Genomic DNA, 19,378 nt, shown 5'->3' with positions numbered 1-19,378 from the left:
TTACGATAATTATTGATCTAACTTATCGATAAATTGAATTGCCTTGTAACATAAAAATAGTTACATTAAGAGTAAGTATGCCTGGAAACCCCTAGGCATTTTTTTCTGCACAATTATTTTAGGACTATTCTATAGGAACATTCTCATTATGATTATCTGAAGGACTGTTTCAATAGTCTCTATAAAAGGGAGAGTTACATGCCATGAATCTTTACAAGAAAGTCTTCCAAGAGTATTGGAACCCATACATCGCCATTGGCATTGCAGGCCTGGTCAGTGCTTTGTATTTTGGAATTACAGGTACGGTTTGGGCGGTTACCGGGGAATTCACCAGATTTGGCGGGCATATTTTAGAATGGTTTGGCATTGATGTATCGCAATGGGCATATTTCCAACTAGTAGGTCTCGAAGGAAATCCCATTAGCCGAACGGATGGCTGGATTGTCATTGGGATGCTTATTGGCGCAATGATTTCGATTTTACTAAGCAGCAGCTTTAAAATCCGCATACCAAAACAAAAGAGAAGGTTATTCCAAGGATTCATTGGGGGAATCATCGCAGGGTTTGGTGCACGCCTTGCTCTTGGCTGCAATTTAGCGGCTTTTTTCACAGGCGTACCTCAATTCTCATTCCATGCATGGATCTTTATGGTGACCACAGCCATCGGAACCTACTTTGGTGTCAAAGTCGTGAATACGAAATGGTGGCGAGGAAAACCGACCATGATAAAAGGCAGGATAAGCCCAGTTGGAACAACGGATGTTCAGAAAAAGAGTATTCAGCCGATTTTAGGTCTCGTATTTGCTATTCTGTACCTAGCAATCATTTTTTACTTTTTCGCAATAGGTAAGACCCTTCTTGCAGTTGCTTGTATTGCAGGAGCCTTGTTTGGTATACTCATTGAACGCGGTCAAATTTGCTTCACTTCTGCTTTTCGCGATTTGTGGATCAGTGGCCGTGCCGTGATGTCAAAAGCTATTGCGGTTGGTATGATGATCAGCGTTGTCATTACATTTTTCTATATTCAAAGCGGCTCTATCGCCCTTATCAAAGTAGCTGCTCCCAGCACAGTGATTGGCGGCCTCCTCTTTGGGTTTGGCATTGTGCTTGCAGGTGGCTGCGAAACGGGAATGATGTATCGGGCAATGGAAGGCCAATTATTATATTGGGTAGTCGGCGCTGGTAATATTATTGGTGCGACAGTGCTTGCCTATGGCTGGGATCATCTCGGCATTTACCATGCCCTTGTGGAAAATTGGCCAAAAGTTAATTTAATTGAACAATGGGGACCGATGGGAGCCTTATTTGGAACAATGGCCATGCTGGCTGCTTGGCTTTTATTCTCAAATTGGTGGGAAAAACGATTCCGTTACGGAACAGGAATCAAACAGCAAAAAACGGAACGGATGTCTCACGTTACCAAGGAGGTATAATTCATGTCCCAGATAATAGATGTCAACTACACATTAGACATTCGTGGTGAACCTTGACCATATCCTGTTATTTATGCGCTGGATGCGCTAAAAACGATGAAAATTGGAGAGATTCTCCAGGTTATTGCGGATTGTCCGCAATCCTTTCGCAGTGTCCCGGAAGAAGCCGTCAAACATGGATACCAGCTCCTAGCAGAGCCGGAGAAATTTGGGCAGGATATTTACTTTTATATTAAGGTCGTTCAATAGCTAATATTCAAAGTACCCGTGTAAAGTAGAAACGCATGAATTCTACTTAGCGGGTACTTTTTTTACCAATCATTTAAATTTTCCAGTTAACTTCCGAAGCTTTTCACCAATTTATCCATAACCCATGTCGTTCTAGCACCAGTCAATCCTGTACTAGGTGTCTGACTAAAACCTCTTGTTAAATCTGCTACAATCCGTTCAATAAGGGGTTGATGAACATGCTGGAATGGCGGAAAACTCCATTGCTCCGTTCCATATACTGTCGTTAGCAACACCGGATCAGGACCAAAAGTAGAAAAGGTTATTTTCCCTGTACTGCCAATGATCTCATTTAATTCTACATCTTCATAAGCAGAAAAACACCAAGATCCTACACCATGTATGCCAGATTCAAATTGGTAGGTACCTGTTACAATATCCTCAGCCCGATAGTAGCCTGCTTGATTGGAAGCGAAGCCTTGCACATCCTTTATAGGCCCTAATAAAAAGTCTAATATATCGAGTGTATGGCAGCCTAAATCAAAAAACAGCCCCCCACCAGACAATTCAGGTTTGATTCTCCATGGGGGATTATGTTTGTTTTTTACATCTTCAGCAGCCTTTTGATAATGTGTAGTTGATACGAAACGAACATCGCCAATCTTATTGCTTTCTAATAACTCTTTGATTTTAATAAATTTAGGCTGTGCCCTTCGGTAATAAGCAACATATAAAGGAACATTTGCAGCCTTGCATGCAGCAATCATTTCATTGCATTCTGCAAAATTAAGTGCCATTGGTTTTTCTACATAAACAGGCTTCCCGGCCTTTGCCGCTTTAATGGTATAATCCTTATGTGAACTAGGAGGTGTTGCAATATAGACCGCATCGACTTCTGGATCGTTAATAAGTGCATCCGCATTATCGTACCAGTTCCGTACATTGTGTCTCTTTGCATAATCTTCTGCTACCTTTCCTGTTCTCCTCATAACAGCAACTAGCTCAGAGTTTGCAGCTTTCTGAAATGCAGGTCCGCTTTTCACTTCTGTTACATCCCCGCAGCCAATCATTCCCCAACGGACTTTTCCAGGCGCCATTGCCCTGTCCCCCTTTACATCACGTCTAAATCCGTTCTTAACTAGAACAATTTTTCTCCATTAGAGTCAATAACCTCTTTATACCAAAAAAAGCTTTTCTTCTTCATTCGGCGGAGGTCGTGATTTCCTTCCTCATGCTGATTCACATAGACAAAACCATAGCGTTTTTGGAAACCATTTAACCAGCTTAACAGGTCGGTGAAGGACCATACGCAATAACCGAACAGATCGACACCATCTGAAATGGCCTCTTGGATGGCAATAATATGAGAGCGGAGGTATTCAATGCGGTAATCATCATGAATGACATCCCCCTGTTCAACCTGATCATATTCTCCCAATCCATTTTCACTAATCAATATCGGCAAATCATAACGGCTCGTTATTCTGCGCAAGGCAATTCGTAAGCCTTGAGGATCAATATTCCAATCCCAATTCGTCCTTTCTACATTTGGATTGGCTGTCGTTTTAAATAATCCCGGTATTCCCGAATCCTTTGATGTCCCTTTTTTACCTGTTGTATTCATTTTCCCAGCGCCGACGCCGCCTTCTAAAGGATTGATTTCAAAGGTTGTTGACTGATAATAGTTTACTCCCATAAAGTCTGGCTTGCCCTCTTGCAGTAATTCGAAATCCCCTTCTCCAATAATAGGCGCAATCCTCTTTTCCTCCAAATAGCTCCATGCCATTTTTGGATATTTCCCCCATGCATATATATCCATCCACCAGTAACTATTTAACTCTTCCGCATTTTCGGCTGCTAGGATATCTATCGGATTGGAGGAAGCGGCATATGCAGGCGAATAGGCAAAGCTAGGGCCAATCTTTCCATCAGGAACATATTTGCGAAACTCCTTAATGACACTAGCATTGGCGAGATTGGCGTGATGATTGACCTGATAGAATAATTTTTCATCATTCATCCCCGGCGGATGTGTGGCATGAAGATATCCGTGGCTTGTGAATATATTTTGTTCATTTAAGCTAACCCAATATTTCACACGATCACCAAAACGCTTAAACAATTCAACACTATAATTTGTAAAATCCTCAATAATTCTTCTTGATTCCCATCCCCCATATTCTTCCTGAAGTGACTGAGGCAAATCCCAGTGATATAGAGTTAAGATTGGTTCAATGTTATATTTAATTAATTCATTAATTAAATGATCATAAAACTCTATTCCTTTTTCATTCACTTTCCCACGTCCATTAGGAAAAATTCGGGTCCAGGCGACAGAAAAACGATAGGCTTTTAATCCCATCTCCGCCATCAATCTCACATCTTCCAAATAACGATGATAGTGGTCTACGGCTACATCCCCTGTTGTTCCCTTATACGTCTTTCCTGGAATCCGGACAAACTGATCCCAATTTGAAATCCCTTTTCCTTCCTTATCCCACGCACCTTCCACTTGATAGGCTGCAGATGCTGCTCCCCACAAAAAATCCTTTGGGAAACATTTAAATGTTTGATGATGTATCATTTTACACGCCCCTTATTCATTTGGAATGGCCTCTCTCTTCTCGCCAATGGATTGTCTTTGTAATAAATGGTATAAAGCACCAATTAAATTTGAATCATTGCCAAACTGGCATCTTTCAACGTGAATCGTTAAGTCATTTTGATTAAGTTTAAGCTGAGATAGGATTTCATTAATCTGTTCAACAAAACCTTCGCGACTGCTGATTGCTCCGCCAATCAAAATTTTCTCCGGATCAAGCATATACTGAAGATTATAAATCCCAACAGCTAGTCGCTTCATAAACCTTTCTATTTCATCTGCAACTTCTTCATCCCCATTATTTGCCAATTCGAACACCCTTCTGCCATTTAGGCTAACTGGGTCCACTCCTTTTCGCTTAGCTACTCTCTTAATCAATCCGCCAACTGCAGCTAGTGAGCTCCATGTTTCTCCTTCTGGCCTTTCGAGATAATCCTCCATAATCATATAGCCAAATTCTCCACAAAATTGATTTTTCCCATGGCGAATATTTTTATTAAGAACGACTGCGCCGCCAATGCCGGTGCCAATCACAAGACAAAGGTAATCCATTACATCCTTCGCAGCACCAATCCACCCTTCTGCTAATGCAGCACAGTTCGCATCATTTTCCATTTCAACCGTTAAATAGGTTCTTTCCCGAAGAAGCTCCTTCATATTCGGTCCATGGATATACGGAAGTGCACTTAATCCAGCAATGTACCCTGTATCAACATTTACTGCACCTGGCATGCTAATGGCAATGCCTCTTAATTCGTGAATTTTTTGATATTCCTTAACAATTAAATGTACTTGATCCACAAATAATTCAAGACTCTCTTTAGGAGTAGGAACAGAGGATTTTTCAATAAACTCCCCCGATTCATCCATAAGCGCATATTTAATAGAGGATCCTCCAACATCTAGAACCGCATAGTAATTCACCAAACAACCTCCTATCAACCCTTTAAAGCGGAATGTCTATCAATGAGATCTTACTAAGAACGGGATAGAAATTATCACTGTTTTGTTCCACATGACTCACGGATTATTAATTCAGAGTCAATTAATACAGGCTTTAATTGTGACTCTCCATTTATTAAGTCATTCAGCATATAAGCTGATAATTTTCCAAATTTCTCTTTATCTTGTTTAACTGAAGTAAGTTTTGGGTCACTATAGCGGCAGGCAGCAATATCGTCACATCCAATTATGCGAATATCGTGAGGAGCATGAAGTCCCTCCTCCTTCAGCGCCCTTAATGCACCAAGCGCCATTAAGTCAGAGATGGCAAAAATGGCTTCAGGATACTCCTTGCCTTCTAGTATTTTCTTCATCGCCTCATATCCGCTTTTCTCATGGAAATCACCATACTGAATCCACTCTTCGCGAACGTCTAAGCCAAATTGATTCATAGCCTCAAAGAATCCTTGATTTCTTAAATTAGAGATAGTTGAATCCCATTTCCCTCCAATATAACCAATCTTTTTTATAGAATTAAGATAAAAAAATTCAACTACTTTTCTTGATAAATCGATATTATCTGTCATGATGTAGCTAGACTTCGGACCATTAAGTTCAATATCGATTCCGATGCAAGGGAATCCTTCCTTGGCTAAATCAAAGACAGCCTCCTCAACCTCCTCCCCAGCAATAACCAAACAGCCATCTACATGAAAATGCTTGCATCTCGCTAAATAACTCCCATTGTCTGATTGAAAAAGCTCATTAGAAAACATTAAAATATCATAACCAAGTAAACCAATATTTTTTTTAAATGATGAGATCACCTCATTGAAATAAGGGTGTGTCATATCAACATTAATTTTCCCGGCGTAAATAAGTCCGATAAGATTTGACTTCTTTGTTGCCAATGTTCGAGCAGAAAAGTTAGGCTCATACCCCATTTTCGTAATGACATCCATTACCTGTTTCTTCGTTTTCTCACTAACGCCTGCATAATTATTAATTACTTTTGAAACAGTGCCTTGGGAAACACCTGCCATTTGTGCTATATCTTTAATAGTTAAATTCATCTCTAATCCCTTCTATTTCTCACAAAATAATAGATAATCATTGCTAGATTCCTAAAAGTTTTAAATAGATAACAAAGATATTTTGCAAAAAATTCCTATTTCACAGATCCTTCAGTAATACTTGAAATAAATAAACGGTTAAATAATAAGAAAATAATCAAAAGCGGCACCGTTGCCCAGAATACACCTGATAGAATCATTCCGAAATCGACATTCTGTGTATTGCTCAATTGGGCTAAGGCTACTTGAATTGTATATTTTTCCGGATCCCTTAAGACGGTAAACTGCCAGAGGAACTCTCCCCATGCTGCAGAAAAGACGATGATTCCTAGCGTTGCAAATGCAGGAAGGATAATCGGAAGCACAATGCTTCGATAAATTTTAAAGTTGGAACACCCATCCAATTTCGCAGCTTCGATTAACTCATCAGGTACAGATTCACTGATATACTGCCTCATTAGAAAAATACCGAGCGGATTTAGGAAGAATAATATCATCACACCTGGCAATGTATCGAGGAGTCCCGCCTTGGATATTAAGAAGTACTGTGGGATTAATCCTAATTGCGGCGGAATAATCATCGTTAATAGAATGGCCGTAAAGAAGATATTTTTCCCTCGAAATTTAAACTTCGCAAAGGCAAATCCAGCTAATGAACTAATAAATAAAACGACCATGGTCACAATCGAACAAACAACAAAGGAGTTCCACATCGCTTGAAAGAAATCAATTTTATCCAGAACCTTATTAAAGTTGTCGACTAAAAAGCTTCCTGGTGTAACTGTTGGCGGAATGGAGTTATAGGCAGAGCTAGGACTCGTTGCCATGACAAACATCCAATAAAATGGGAACAATGAAAATAATGACACGATGGATAAAAGTACATAAATGAGGATTCTGCTAACAGGGGTGCTTCTCCTTTTTTCTAATTTACTCATGCGTTTTCACCCCGCTTCTTCCTTCCATTCCCTGCAATTAAAGATGTATTAATAAGTGCAAATACGGTAATCAGCACTAAGAGAATAATCGCCGTTGCAGATGCTGTACCAAAGGATTGCAATTTAAAGGCATCCCGATACAAATACATAACGATAGTCATAGCCTCATCTCTTGTAAACGCACTATTTCCTAAAAAGACGGTAGGTTCAGAGAATAGCTGCAAAGCCCCAACGGTCGAGGTAAATACAGTTAAAATAATAAATGGTTTCAGCATCGGCATCGTAATGTAGATCAGCTGCTGAAATTTATTTGCTCCATCAATTGTGGCTGCTTCATACAAGTCATTTGGAATGCTTTGGATACCAGCAAGATAAATAATCGTGTTATAGCCTACCCATCTCCAAAATACCATGATTGAAATAGCAATTTTCGTCCCCCATTCAGAACTGCTCCAATTGACCGGATCAACACCTGCCAAACTTAACAAATAGTTGACTAACGAAGACTCGTGATCGCTAAACAGTACACTGAAAATAAGGGCTACGGCTACCATAGAAGTAATATACGGCATAAAAATCGTTACCCTGAAAAAATGTTTAAATTTTAAAAAGGCTAGATTCAGCAAAAAAGCAAAAATGATTCCGAAAACTAATTGTGGGGCGGTACCCATAATCCCCATAACAATTGTATTATAAACCGATTTCCAAAATAGAGGGTCTGTTAAAACAATTTTAAAATTTGATAATCCAACAAACTCCATCGGACTTAAACCATTCCATTTTTGAAATCCTAAGTATATGCTAAATAGGGCTGGATATAAACCAACAAGGGAAAAAATGATAAAGAAAGGTGCAATATACAAATAGCCTGAAATCATATCCTTTTTCTCCTCAGACCTGTATCGCTTCTTTTTTACCTTTTCCTTCCTTGGCTCTTGATAGACACTTACGCCTCCCTTCTTACTCACCTTTTCCTTATTACTTTCAGCATGCATTTTCACACCTCTTTTCCGATCAATAGGCGGAAAGTGAAGCTATTAAGCCCCACATCCACCTCTAAAGTACTATTAACCTATCGATTTAATAAATCCTTCGCCCGCTTAATGGCTTCAGTCCACTCTTTTTCTGGATCTGCCCCTTTAGATTGGACATTCTTTAAGGCATTCAACACTTCCTGGTAAACTGGGAAATATTTTTCCCCTTTATAAATGGCGCCATTGATATCTTGGGCAGCTTTTGCAAAAACAGGTGCTGTTGCCTGCCCGCCAAAGAACTCATCTTCATTATTCTTAAACTCACCCATGTCATAAACAGATGGTGCAGATGGGAATAGTCCCTTTGCTTGGAATGATTTCAATTGATTATCAGGTGATACTAACCATTCAACAAATTCATACGCTTCCTTCGCATTTTTTGTTTCCTTTGGAATGGCGATAAAAGAGCCACCCCAGTTTGCTGCAAATTCTGATGGCAATGTAGCCACTCTCCATTTACCGATCGCTTCTGTTGCATTGCCTTCCATCCAGCCTTTTAGCCAGCCTGCACCTAGCTCTGCTGCAAATTCTCCTTTATTTACTGCATTTGCCCATTCCGGCGACCACATTTCAAATTTCCCTACAATGCCTAACTCGTTTAATTTAACTGCATAGTCATAGGCGTTTTTGACAGCATTGCCGTCCTCTTCCAGTAATAATTCTCCTTCAGGGTTAAGAAAGGTTTCTTCTGCAGCATCTAAATAAGCTCTGAATGCCATTTCAATACTATCAATAAACGGTTTACCCGTTTGTTCTTTTACTTTTAAACCTGCTTCTTCAAATGCCTTCGGTGAACTAATTAAATTTGTTACTTCATCTGGTTCAGTCGGCAGGCCCGCCTCTTCAAACACATCCATGCGGTAGTATAAAGCTTTCGGCCCAATATCCGTCGGTAAACCAATTAAGAAACCTCCATTATTGTTTTCACCAGTACTCCATTTCCAATCCAAGTATTGAGCTTTAATATCCTTCGCTCCGAGGTCATATAAGTTTTCAAATCGATCTTGCGCTGCTTTAAAACGGTCTAACTGGTCAATTTCCAACATTGAAATATCTGGGGCACCGCTCCCAGCCGATAGTGCCGTAAATAATGCATCATGGTGCTCTGCCGTTTCAGCTGCTCGTACTTTTATTTTTACATTCGGATTTTCTTTTTCGTATTCTTTGGCTAAATCTTCATAGCCAGTAGCACCGAACGTCCAAAAGTTTAAGGTCACTTGTTTATCTCCGTTTTCAACATCATCAGAAGATGACTTTTCATTGTTATTACAGGCTGCTAATGTAAATGCCAGGGCTGTCGATAATCCTATAGCGACCAGTTTTTTCAAGCTTCTCACTTTTCATTCCCCCCACTATTTTTTAGCCAATAATTACTTGCAAATTTGAAAACTCCACTGAAATAATCATTTTCCTTTTTTTGTATCATTCACCTTCTTTATTTGAAATTTGATCCTTAAAACGAAATTATTGCAAGATAATTCGGAAACCGATTTCTAAACTTCAGAAGAAATTTAGTCTTTTATACGGAAGAAACCGCTTTCAATCCAGATTATAAACCCAATATTCAGAAAAATCAACTACTTTATCGAAACCGGTTTCCTAAATTTTCTTTAAAATTCTACAAAAAATAATCTACATACGACATGTCACGAGTGGTATGTCGTGTCTAGGCAGGAATCATTCTTTAGCTTGCACAGAGAGATGTTGTTAAAAAATGAAAGAGACCGTCTAATAATGACAGTCTCTTTGATTGAAATCCATCTTCTAAATATTGTTAGTCAATGACATTTATTTCTCTTCTTTACTACTTTTTGCTATATTTTTCGTTATTCACTGGTAGTTTTCCTTATATATTTTTATGATATTCTTGTTCCATTCCTAATGATTTCATCAGGCTTTAAAAGAATGACATCCCCCTCTTCCGGTACCCCACCGATTACCAAAACCTCAGATTTATACCCCGCAATACGCATGGGTGGAAAATTAACGACTCCTACTACTTGTCGTCCACAAAGTTGTTCAGGGCTATATCTGCGTGTAATTTGAGCAGAAGAATGCTTTATGCCGAGTTCTTCTCCAAAGTCAATTTCTAGTTTTATAGCAGGCTTTTTTGCTTCAGGAAAAGATGTTGCACGAATGACGGTACCTACACGAATATCTAGTTTTAAAAAGTCTTCAATTTTTGCCATACTAAACGAACCACCTTTTTTCAATTTCCTATATTACTCATTTCTGAATCATACTAAGTTCCTTTTCATTACTAGAACTTTTGAACGGCCATATTAATATTCCGATTCCGAGTATTAAGAACAGAATCCCTCCCCAAGAAGTTATATTTAAGTACTCTCCTAATATGAAAACTCCTAATAATGCTGCTGTTAATGGTTCTGCTAACGTGAGTGTAACGGCAGTTGATGAAGAGACATGGATAAGACCTTTGGCAAAAAGGAAATAGGCAATCCCAGTCGCCATAATGCCAAGTTGCAGGCTTACACCAACACCTCGAAAACTCATTATCCAAGACATATCAAAAATAAATAAAAATGGGGATAACAAGACCGCACTGAGAGTGAAAACGACTGCTACTACTGATAATGAAGAATGGCTTTCAACTAAAGTTCTACTGATCAGAGCATAAATTGCAAACGATAAGCCAGCTCCGAGAGCCATTATTATCCCAACAGGGTCTGCATTTACTGATTCTTTATTACCAAAGAGCAATAGACAACCTACTATTGATAGGAAAGTAGAACACCACCAAACCTTAGAAGGACGAATTTTTAAGTATAGCCATTCGATGAGACCTGATAAAATAGGGGCACTGCCAATGGCTACCACTGTCCCTATGGCCACACCCGTAATCGAAACGGCCGAGAAAAATAATGGCTGATACAGCGCCATACTTAATGAAGCCAATACTGTTGTCTTGATTGGCCAATGTTTAAAGTCGAATTGTCCTATTAGCAGAACAATTAATACTAAAAACATTCCTCCTACAGCTAGACGAGTAGCCCCAATCGCAATTGGGTGGGCTGTTTCTGGAGCAAGTGCCTGAGTTGTCCCCGTCGTCCCCCAAAGTATTGCTGCAAGTAATATGAATAATGGAGACAAATTTCCCTTCATTGTTCCCACCTCAAAAAAATAAAAAAGATATTAAACTTATCATAGGAAATTTCTTAAAAATTTCCTTTACCAAGTTTAATATCCTTTTTACCCATTATTAAGATTTCGATATTTTTGTGGAGCTATTTCCTCGCAACGAACAAACCATCTTGTAAACGATGAAGAATTCTCAAAGCCTAATTCCTCACTAATCTTTGTGATGGACCACACTGTTGAAATTAATAAATGTTTAGCCTCTTTCAAACGAAGTTCAGAAATATAATCTTTTGGACTTTTCCCCGTTCTCTTCTTAAACCATGCTGAATAATATACTGGATGGTAATGTTCAATTTTGGCTAAAGTTTCTAACTTAATTGACTCTTTAAAATGCTTATGAATATAGTCAATAGATGGCGTATTAGAGAGATGAAGTTTGTTGGTCACATATCTAGTCAAGTCTACTAAAGAGGCTTTGTTCTCCTGACTCTTCGCCTCCTCTAAAAGCAAATAACGGATAGAAGTCCACTGTTTATCCAACTGCATATACATGCTGCTTGTATTGTCTGGTAAATATTGTATTGGGATGTCTAAAATTAAAAATTCATTCCTGTCCATGGATCGGTAGTTATGATCAAATTGGGGAGGAAGATAGAAACAGTAATCTGAATTCAGAATGATCTCTTGCCCCTTCGTTTGTATCTCTAAGGAGCCTTGTAATGGAAAAAGAAGTTGGCCAAAGTCATGCTGATGAGATTTAAACTCTCTAGAATAAGACCTTTTCTCACAAATTACTTGGTTGACCCTTTCCATCTTACCCCTCCTTACTCTTTGTTTAAGATATATTATAGTTCTAAACAAAGATGTAAGAAAGGGTTTAGAAAAAAGATGAAGCATGAATGGATTTGTTTTGGGTTAGTTTTCCGATAGACTCAACCCTCTTATATATCAAAATCACTTTATAAAACATTTTTCGGTTTTCTTAATGGTCTAGTTTACTAAAATACTTATAAATTTTTTCTAGTTTCTTCTTTTGTTTTCCCTTTGGACTTTCCATACTTCCAAATTCAAAGAACTTCACTTTCTTGATTCCAACAAAGTTAAATAATGCTCTTTTCATTAGAGTTTTATGTGCATTATTCAACCAAAGAAATGGATAGTGAGTTGGCCCCTTCATGGTGGACACACATACAACGGATTTTCCTTTCAAAAGCCCTTCCGGGAAAAGTCCCTTCTTATCTTTATAGGCAAAATTGGAGGCAAATAATTGATCGATATATCCCAAAAGCATCGCCGGAGGTCTCCCCCACCACATTGGATAGATAAAGACAATCTTGTCTGCCCATGTAAGTTGTTGTCTATATTTTTCAATTGCAGGATCAGTATGCATATCACGTCTTCGTTTTTGCTCGTTAAATACTAGAATTGGGTTAAAACCCTCATCATATAAATCTAAAACCTGTACCTCTTTAATATTAGGATTCTGTTTACTCCCATTGATCACATTTTGTAAAAATGCAAAATTTAAACTTTTATGATGAGGATATGTGTAGATTATTAACATCTTCATAGTGCACCTCTTACTTATCATTTGATAAGTAAATCATAGCACTCTTCAAATTTCATTGTCAAATGATAATTGTATTTTGACAACACTTTTGTTATCTTGTCTGTAAGAGGTGAGAATTATGGATAAAACAGCTCTTTTTTATAAGCTAGTATCATTTACAAATTCAGTTCATCGGGTGACATATGAATTAACACAAGATGCCAAGTCAGATTCAATCACTCAAGTTCAATACAAAATTCTTGAATATATTACGGTTAGTCAGCCTGTGACTCCAAGCGAAATTAGCAATTGTATGAATATGTCTATGCCGAACACAAGTCGAGAGCTTAGAAAATTAAGTGAGAAAAGATTGATTGAAAAAATCGAAGATACAGAGGATCGCCGAAAACAATATATCTGTCTCTCATATGACGGAAAAATTATGATGAACGAAGCATTTGCATCTATAGAGGCTCGTTTTCTAGATCGAATACAACATGCTTCAAAAGAAGATTTAGAGGATATTGAGCGTGCCCTAGATATTCTTCAGACAAAACTATTTTATCAATAGACATCATTTATTAGGCTTCCTCAATTGAAAACTGATTTTTCTTTGTTTTAAATGGATTTATTACTAGCACACATCATAGCTTATACTGCAGAAAATAAAAATTAGAGGGGCTAATAAAGGTCAGATACCTGATCTTTTATTAGCCCCTTCTTTATTTTTCCTCAAATGTCTTCAACCAAATAATTTTACATGTTTTTAACCTAATAAAAAGGGTATGCACAAAATTATATGATATGGAGGAGGATTCTAATGGAAAATAAAAAGACTGAGCAATTAAAGCAATACATCAATGATAATCAAGGGAAACATGCCTTAACGACTAACCAGGGATTAAAAATGGCACAGGATGAATTTTCTTTAAAGGCTGGGTTAAGAGGTCCTACACTCATGGAGGACTTTCATTTTCGTGAGAAGATGACCCATTTTGACCATGAACGGATTCCTGAACGAATTGTTCATGCACGCGGTGTAGGTGCACACGGTTTTTTTCAGCTTTATGAATCCTTAGAGGCATACACGAAAGCAGATTTTCTTACAAATCCCTCCAAAACAACCCCCGTTTTTGTACGCTTCTCAACCGTGCAAGGATCAAGAGGATCTAATGACACCGTAAGAGACGTGCGAGGATTTGCCACTAAATTTTATACGGATGAAGGCAATTACGATTTAGTCGGCAACAATATGCCTGTGTTCTTTATTCAAGATGCGATTAAGTTCCCTGATTTTGTCCATGCGGTCAAACCAGAACCACACAATGAAATCCCCCAAGGGGCCAGCGCTCATGATACCTTTTGGGATTTTATTGCACAGAATCCTGAATCGGCTCATATGGTTATGTGGCACATGAGTGATCGCGCCATTCCTCGCAGCTACCGAATGATGGAAGGCTTTGGCGTTCATACCTTCCGGCTCATTAATGATGAAGGACAAGCCCATTTTGTGAAATTCCACTGGAAGCCTGTACTAGGCGTTCACTCATTAGTCTGGGATGAGGCCCAAAAGATAGCTGGGAAAAATCCTGATTTCCATCGTCAAGATTTATACGAAGCGATTGAAAAGGGGGATTATCCTGAATGGGAGCTTGGATTACAGTTGATACCGGAAGAAAAGGAGCATGCATTTGATTTTGATATTTTAGATCCAACGAAACTATGGCCAGAAGAAGAGGTTCCCGTGAAAATAGTCGGCAAAATGACATTGAACCGAAATGTCGACAACTTCTTTGCTGAAACAGAACAAGCGGCCTTTCACCCTGGACATGTTGTACCCGGTATTGATTTTTCCAATGATCCTCTTTTGCAAGGCCGATTATTTTCCTATACTGACACACAATTATCGCGATTAGGCGGTCCTAATTTTCATCAAATTCCAATCAATCAGCCTGTGTGTCCTTTTCATAACAATCAACGTGAGGGCATGCACCAAATGACGATCCATCACGGCCAAACCAGCTATCACCGCAACAGTTTAAATGACAATCAACCAGCACCCGTTCCAGCCGAACATGGAGGATACGAGCATTATCAAGAAAAGATTGATGGACAGAAAATTAGAGGCCGCAGTGATAGCTTTCTAGATTTCTACTCCCAGGCCAAACTATTCTTTAACAGTCTGGCCTCCTTTGAACAGCAGCATGTAAAAGACGCATTTAGCTTCGAACTTGGAAAATGCAAGTCAGATATGGTGAAAGCTAATGCAGTCGCCCTTTTGAATCATATTGACCGTCAATTAGCACAAGCGGTGGCTGACAATATCGGAGTGCCATTGCCTAAGGAAAATCTCGAAATCCAATCGGATAAAAAATCTCCCGCACTCAGCATGGCCAATACCATCTGCAAACCCGATTCCAAAAATGTCGCGATCGTATTGAATGGGAAGCCCAATGTGCCCCTTCTGTCAAAATGGGTTCAGACATTAACAAACCAACGTTTAAATTATAGCATCATTGATAAAAAGGTTTCTCGTTTCGATGATTCCCTAAAAGTGACCGATACTTATGACACAACAGACCCCTGCCTTTTTGATGCTGTATTAGTCATCAGTAGTGAATCTCTTATTCAGACACCTGTGCTGGAATTTATAGAAACAACCTTTAAACACTATAAACCATTAGCCCTTGCCCTTAGTGATCCTCATGCATTAGATTCCAGCAGGGTAAAACTAGAGGGAGCAGGAGTTTTCAATTTATCAGACTCCACGATTGAATCATTTATTAAAGGCATTGCCCAAGGCCGATTCTGGGATCGGTGAGATACTAGCATTTCGAAACTGCTAAAAAAGTTTCATCCTTGTAAAAAAGGGTAGTTTACTAATGAAGGAGTTGATTGCATTGAGTAAAAAAATTGCCGTTTTAGTAACAGACCATTTTGAGGATTCGGAATACACAGAACCAGTAAAAGTGTTTAAAGAAAAAGGATATGAAGTAACAACAATTGAAATGGAAGAAGGAAAAAGAGTAAAGGGGAAACAAGGACACAGTGAAATCATGATTGATAAAAGTATTAGTGATGTTTCCCCTGAGGACTTTGATGCCTTATTCATCCCAGGCGGTTTTTCTCCAGATATTCTTCGTGCAGACGAGCGTTTTGTTCACTTTAGCAAGGCATTTATGGATGCTAAAAAACCTGTATTAGCTATTTGTCACGGCCCACAGCTGCTGATTACCGCAGAAACTCTCGAAGGACGCGATGTGACCGGATATAAATCGATACAAGTTGATTTAAAGAACGCCGGCGGAAATTTCCATGATAAAGAAGTGGTTGTATGCCAGAATCAGCTAGTCACTAGCAGACAGCCTGATGACATACCGGCATTTATTCGGGAATCGTTGCGAATATTAGGATAGTTAGCAGGCAGAAGGGGCTTCCTTCTGCCTTTTACTTTTGAAGAGAAATAGCCAACAGAAAGGATAAATAAAATGAGAAAGCCTTTATTTGCAGTCATAATCATTCTTAATTTATTTCTTTTCACCACAATTAATAGAGTTGGAGCGGCAGAAAATCAAGAAACTAATAGAAAGGTCATACTTATCTCTTTTGACGGAATGAAAAATGACTATACTAAAAAATATGTGAAAGAGAATAAATTGCCTCATATCAAACAGCTGCTAGACAACGGAGTCTCGGCAAAAAAGCCCTCTACTATTACGCCTTCGCTTACAGCGCCTTCACACGCAGCAATTGCCACAGGAGCTGCACCCAACCAGACCGGAATTGTAAGTAATCATTGGCACGAACCTAATAAAACTTTAGGCAATGATGATAGCGGTTTCCAAGAGGAAATTCAGGTTCCTCCATTGTGGGTCGAGGCTAGAAAACAAGGAAAAACAACCGCTACCATTGCTTTTCCAGGGGCTAATCCTAAAGATGGAAAACAGGGTGATTATTCTATTTACTTTGAAAAAACATGGTCTCCAAGCAATTTAGAATCACTAACCTTTACAAAAGCTGCCGAATGGGTTCACCCTCCCAAAAGCTTCACTCCTTTACAAGAAGCGGAACTCACGATCAAAATAGAAAATGAAAGGGATCAGCTCATCCACATTTTAGCGATTGACTCAACGGATGATCAACAGCCAAACTATGACACCTTTATACTATCTCAGGATAAAAAAATAGATCCTAATGATTCGATTGTAAAAGGAAAGCAATGGGGATCTCTTTCATTGCAGATAAACGATCGTCAAAAAGCTGGCTTTTGGTTCAAAATGAAAGCAGATAACCAAGATCATACCCTTCCTATCTCTTTGTATCGGACAGAAGTCACTTCCAGCTTAATTAGCGGGCCTGAAGGATTTGCTGATGAGATACAGGAGGAATTTGGGTTTTATCCGGCTCAGGATGATGGTACAGCACTTAAAAAGGGATGGATTACGAGGAAAGAATATGAGGAGATAAGCACACGTTTTGTCATGTGGGTCACAAAAGTTGCTCTCTATATAAAACAGAAATACAATCCTGATTTACTGATGTTCTATACCCCCCAGATTGATCATGAACAACATAAGTATTTATTAATAGATCCCAGACAGCCTGGATACTCACCTGAAAAGTCAAAACAATATATGAGCTATATCGAGTGGTCGTACCGGTTAGCAGACAAGGTGGTTGGTGAAACATTGAAGTCCCTAAACGATAATGACTATTTGTTTGTAGTCTCCGATCATGGGATGGAACCTGCTCATTCTACTCTATCACCGAACAAAGTATTAAAAGATGCCGGGTTATTAACTGTCGATCAAAAAAATAAAATCAACTTTACTGAATCAAAAGCGTATGCTATTCCAAGCGGATCAGCCGCACACGTATACATTAACTTACAGAACCGTGAAAAAGATGGAATTGTCCCTATAGAAGAATATGAAAGTGTCCGCAGCCAGATTATTCAAGCTTTTAAAGAAGTAGAAATTAAATATAAAAAGGGAGAAGTCATTCAATATGATATGAAAGCAATCATGTCAGCCATTAAAACGGACAACTTCTCATTCAATAAGGTTCAAGAACATGTCAAAGATTTTTGGAAACACCTTTTCAAACAAAAAATCCATCCTTATGAAAAAGTAATGAAAAATACAAATACAAATAAAACACTTTTGGACCATCAAAATTCAGGGGATGTTGTGTTAATTGGGGCTCCAGGCTATGTGATGGGCAGCGGCTTTGTAAAAAATGTCTCTCCGCCAATTGAATTAGGAACACATGGAGGAGATGCAGATAGAAACATGCTAAGACCTGTTTTTATGGCTATCGGGACAGACTTTTACAAAGGGAAACAGATTAACTCCATGTCTAATTTAGATATCACTCCTACTATTTACGATTTACTAGAGCTAAATGTACCTTCATTTGTAGAAGGCAAGAAGATTAAAGGTATTTACAAGGATAAAAACGGCTACAAACCTTCCCAATGATCCAAGCCTACTTAGCTTTTCATACTTTAGAAAAACTAAGCATTAATTAATGAAATGATCCCCTTGTCTGTTAATTTAAAAATAGATAAGGGGTAGAGAAATCATCTTGGTTTTTAACTGGTGATAAATCCTATTTAAACCACTCCAAAAATACATATGGATACACTCCGTTATTCCCGTTTCTTTTTACATTTTACTTTAAATGAATTGCCGTTTATTAAAATAACATCAGTGTTAAACTATGTAATAGTATTTTGTAAGGGATGTGTCTTATATGGATTTTTTCCAAGGCCAAGAAACGCTTACCAGCTTTGAGTGGATTCTTCGAGCTATTGTTGCTTTTTTCTTTTTATTAATTGTAACGAGAGTATTGGGCCAGCGTGCCATCTCCCAGTTAAGACCTCTCGATTTTGCAATTGCATTAGTCATCGGAAACATTATTGCTCACCCTCTATCTGATGAAAATCTAGGTCTCAAAGGGTCTATCATTACAACCATTGTATTGGTGGTCTTCTATCTTGGAGGCATTTTTACAATCCTGAAATGGGCATGGTTTAGAAGACTGATTACCCCTGCACCAATAACCATTGTTGAGAATGGAGAAATCATCTATAACGGATTAAAAAAAGCAAGGATATCTCTAGATGTGTTATTAGAAGAATTACGAGAAGAAAAAATAGAAGATGTAAAGAAAGTAGCCTTAGCCATTTGGGAGGCAGATGGGAAATTTTCTGTTTTTTTGGATCCAAAATACGAACCTTTAACCCCTTCATCGATTCAGATGGAAACACAGCCATTCGATTTTCCAAAGACCATCATTAAAGAAGGGAAAATTAACTTCAAGGAATTAAAACAAATTCAAAAGAGTGAAGAATGGGTTGTTTCTAATTTAAAAAGTTTATATCAGACTGAAGTAAAAAATGTTCTGTTTGCCACCATTGATAGCCAAGACAACCTTAAAGTTTTTTTATATAACTAAAACATATAAAGCATAAAAAAA

The 19,378-nt window shown here is 38.5% G+C and carries 18 protein-coding genes; 7 read left to right on the top strand and 11 right to left on the bottom strand.

Annotated features, from left to right (window positions below; translation table 11 throughout):
• Nucleotides 1–203: 203 nt before the first annotated feature.
• On the top strand, nt 204–1,433 hold the full coding sequence (yedE, locus tag FI644_RS10155) for a selenium metabolism membrane protein YedE/FdhT (RefSeq protein ID WP_053478367.1): 1,230 nt from the start codon (nt 204–206) through the stop codon (nt 1,431–1,433).
• Nucleotides 1,434–1,529: 96 nt separating this feature from the next.
• Nucleotides 1,530–1,682 (top strand): sulfurtransferase TusA family protein, encoded by a 153-nt coding sequence (locus FI644_RS10150; protein WP_172797678.1) that lies wholly within the window; start codon nt 1,530–1,532, stop codon nt 1,680–1,682.
• A gap of 86 nt (nt 1,683–1,768) precedes the next feature.
• Here FI644_RS10150 and FI644_RS10145 read toward each other — a convergent pair whose 3' ends face one another.
• From FI644_RS10145 to FI644_RS10095, 11 genes are all read right to left on the bottom strand, one after another.
• Nucleotides 1,769–2,758, bottom strand: coding sequence for a Gfo/Idh/MocA family protein (locus FI644_RS10145; protein ID WP_142108273.1), 990 nt, complete (start codon nt 2,756–2,758; stop codon nt 1,769–1,771).
• A 41-nt stretch (nt 2,759–2,799) separates the two neighbouring features.
• Nucleotides 2,800–4,245 carry a glycoside hydrolase family 1 protein gene (locus FI644_RS10140; protein WP_281176522.1) on the bottom strand — a complete coding sequence of 482 codons (1,446 nt, stop codon included), beginning with the start codon at nt 4,243–4,245 and terminating at the stop codon, nt 2,800–2,802.
• 12 nt (nt 4,246–4,257) lie between these two features.
• The gene (locus FI644_RS10135) at nt 4,258–5,187 is read right to left on the bottom strand and encodes an ROK family protein (protein ID WP_142108272.1); all 930 of its coding nucleotides are present in this window, start codon (nt 5,185–5,187) and stop codon (nt 4,258–4,260) included.
• Nucleotides 5,188–5,261: 74 nt separating this feature from the next.
• Nucleotides 5,262–6,278 carry a LacI family DNA-binding transcriptional regulator gene (locus FI644_RS10130; protein WP_053478365.1) on the bottom strand — a complete coding sequence of 339 codons (1,017 nt, stop codon included), beginning with the start codon at nt 6,276–6,278 and terminating at the stop codon, nt 5,262–5,264.
• A 95-nt stretch (nt 6,279–6,373) separates the two neighbouring features.
• A complete protein-coding gene (locus FI644_RS10125) occupies nt 6,374–7,216 on the bottom strand; it encodes a carbohydrate ABC transporter permease (RefSeq protein WP_053478364.1) in 843 nt (280 codons plus the stop codon).
• Nucleotides 7,213–8,211 carry a carbohydrate ABC transporter permease gene (locus FI644_RS10120; protein WP_231690171.1) on the bottom strand — a complete coding sequence of 333 codons (999 nt, stop codon included), beginning with the start codon at nt 8,209–8,211 and terminating at the stop codon, nt 7,213–7,215. The genes FI644_RS10125 and FI644_RS10120 overlap by 4 nt, the downstream gene beginning before the upstream one ends.
• Before the next feature lie 77 nt (nt 8,212–8,288).
• Nucleotides 8,289–9,587: an ABC transporter substrate-binding protein gene (locus FI644_RS10115; RefSeq protein ID WP_082446769.1), complete on the bottom strand. Its 1,299-nt coding sequence runs from the start codon at nt 9,585–9,587 to the stop codon at nt 8,289–8,291.
• A gap of 519 nt (nt 9,588–10,106) precedes the next feature.
• Complete coding sequence (csaA, locus tag FI644_RS10110; RefSeq protein ID WP_053478363.1) at nt 10,107–10,439, bottom strand: chaperone CsaA; 333 nt, start codon at nt 10,437–10,439, stop codon at nt 10,107–10,109.
• 37 nt (nt 10,440–10,476) lie between these two features.
• Complete coding sequence (locus FI644_RS10105) at nt 10,477–11,373, bottom strand: EamA family transporter (protein ID WP_053478362.1); 897 nt, start codon at nt 11,371–11,373, stop codon at nt 10,477–10,479.
• 87 nt (nt 11,374–11,460) lie between these two features.
• On the bottom strand, nt 11,461–12,162 hold the full coding sequence (locus FI644_RS10100; RefSeq protein ID WP_053478361.1) for an AraC family transcriptional regulator: 702 nt from the start codon (nt 12,160–12,162) through the stop codon (nt 11,461–11,463).
• A 169-nt stretch (nt 12,163–12,331) separates the two neighbouring features.
• Nucleotides 12,332–12,919: an NAD(P)H-dependent oxidoreductase gene (locus FI644_RS10095; RefSeq protein WP_053478360.1), complete on the bottom strand. Its 588-nt coding sequence runs from the start codon at nt 12,917–12,919 to the stop codon at nt 12,332–12,334.
• Between the two features lie 118 nt (nt 12,920–13,037).
• Here FI644_RS10095 and FI644_RS10090 point away from each other — a divergent pair, with 118 nt between their 5' ends.
• The 5 genes from FI644_RS10090 (at nt 13,038) to FI644_RS10070 (ending at nt 19,357) form a co-directional block, all read left to right on the top strand.
• Nucleotides 13,038–13,469: a MarR family winged helix-turn-helix transcriptional regulator gene (locus FI644_RS10090; RefSeq protein WP_053478359.1), complete on the top strand. Its 432-nt coding sequence runs from the start codon at nt 13,038–13,040 to the stop codon at nt 13,467–13,469.
• 249 nt (nt 13,470–13,718) lie between these two features.
• Nucleotides 13,719–15,719, top strand: a complete 2,001-nt coding sequence (locus tag FI644_RS10085) for a catalase (protein ID WP_142108271.1) — start codon at nt 13,719–13,721, stop codon at nt 15,717–15,719.
• A 79-nt stretch (nt 15,720–15,798) separates the two neighbouring features.
• Entirely contained in the window at nt 15,799–16,314 is a 516-nt protein-coding gene (locus FI644_RS10080; protein WP_053478357.1) for a type 1 glutamine amidotransferase domain-containing protein, read from the top strand.
• Between the two features lie 72 nt (nt 16,315–16,386).
• A complete protein-coding gene (locus FI644_RS10075; protein ID WP_142108270.1) occupies nt 16,387–18,378 on the top strand; it encodes an alkaline phosphatase family protein in 1,992 nt (663 codons plus the stop codon).
• Between the two features lie 274 nt (nt 18,379–18,652).
• Complete coding sequence (locus FI644_RS10070) at nt 18,653–19,357, top strand: DUF421 domain-containing protein (RefSeq protein WP_053478355.1); 705 nt, start codon at nt 18,653–18,655, stop codon at nt 19,355–19,357.
• Nucleotides 19,358–19,378 lie beyond the last annotated feature (21 nt).

The sequence above is a fragment of the Cytobacillus solani genome, from assembly GCF_006704205.1.
Classification (GTDB): domain Bacteria; phylum Bacillota; class Bacilli; order Bacillales; family Cytobacillaceae; genus Cytobacillus; species Cytobacillus solani.
The sequence above is the reverse complement of the archived record's forward strand: the minus strand, read 5'-3'. Positions and strand labels throughout refer to the sequence as shown.

Bases quoted from the DNA above. Each gene is read 5' to 3' on its own strand.
- FI644_RS10075 (WP_142108270.1), top strand. From the start codon at position 16,387: ATGAGAAAGCCTTTATTTGCAGTCATAATCATTCTTAATTTATTTCTT.
- FI644_RS10130 (WP_053478365.1), bottom strand. From the start codon at position 6,278: ATGAATTTAACTATTAAAGATATAGCACAAATGGCAGGTGTTTCCCAA.
- FI644_RS10100 (WP_053478361.1), bottom strand. From the start codon at position 12,162: ATGGAAAGGGTCAACCAAGTAATTTGTGAGAAAAGGTCTTATTCTAGA.
- csaA (WP_053478363.1), bottom strand. From the start codon at position 10,439: ATGGCAAAAATTGAAGACTTTTTAAAACTAGATATTCGTGTAGGTACC.
- FI644_RS10125 (WP_053478364.1), bottom strand. From the start codon at position 7,216: ATGAGTAAATTAGAAAAAAGGAGAAGCACCCCTGTTAGCAGAATCCTC.
- FI644_RS10095 (WP_053478360.1), bottom strand. From the start codon at position 12,919: ATGAAGATGTTAATAATCTACACATATCCTCATCATAAAAGTTTAAAT.
- FI644_RS10150 (WP_172797678.1), top strand. From the start codon at position 1,530: ATGAAAATTGGAGAGATTCTCCAGGTTATTGCGGATTGTCCGCAATCC.
- FI644_RS10105 (WP_053478362.1), bottom strand. From the start codon at position 11,373: ATGAAGGGAAATTTGTCTCCATTATTCATATTACTTGCAGCAATACTT.
- FI644_RS10070 (WP_053478355.1), top strand. From the start codon at position 18,653: ATGGATTTTTTCCAAGGCCAAGAAACGCTTACCAGCTTTGAGTGGATT.
- FI644_RS10085 (WP_142108271.1), top strand. From the start codon at position 13,719: ATGGAAAATAAAAAGACTGAGCAATTAAAGCAATACATCAATGATAAT.
- yedE (WP_053478367.1), top strand. From the start codon at position 204: ATGAATCTTTACAAGAAAGTCTTCCAAGAGTATTGGAACCCATACATC.
- FI644_RS10140 (WP_281176522.1), bottom strand. From the start codon at position 4,245: ATGATACATCATCAAACATTTAAATGTTTCCCAAAGGATTTTTTGTGG.
- FI644_RS10120 (WP_231690171.1), bottom strand. From the start codon at position 8,211: ATGCATGCTGAAAGTAATAAGGAAAAGGTGAGTAAGAAGGGAGGCGTA.
- FI644_RS10090 (WP_053478359.1), top strand. From the start codon at position 13,038: ATGGATAAAACAGCTCTTTTTTATAAGCTAGTATCATTTACAAATTCA.
- FI644_RS10145 (WP_142108273.1), bottom strand. From the start codon at position 2,758: ATGGCGCCTGGAAAAGTCCGTTGGGGAATGATTGGCTGCGGGGATGTA.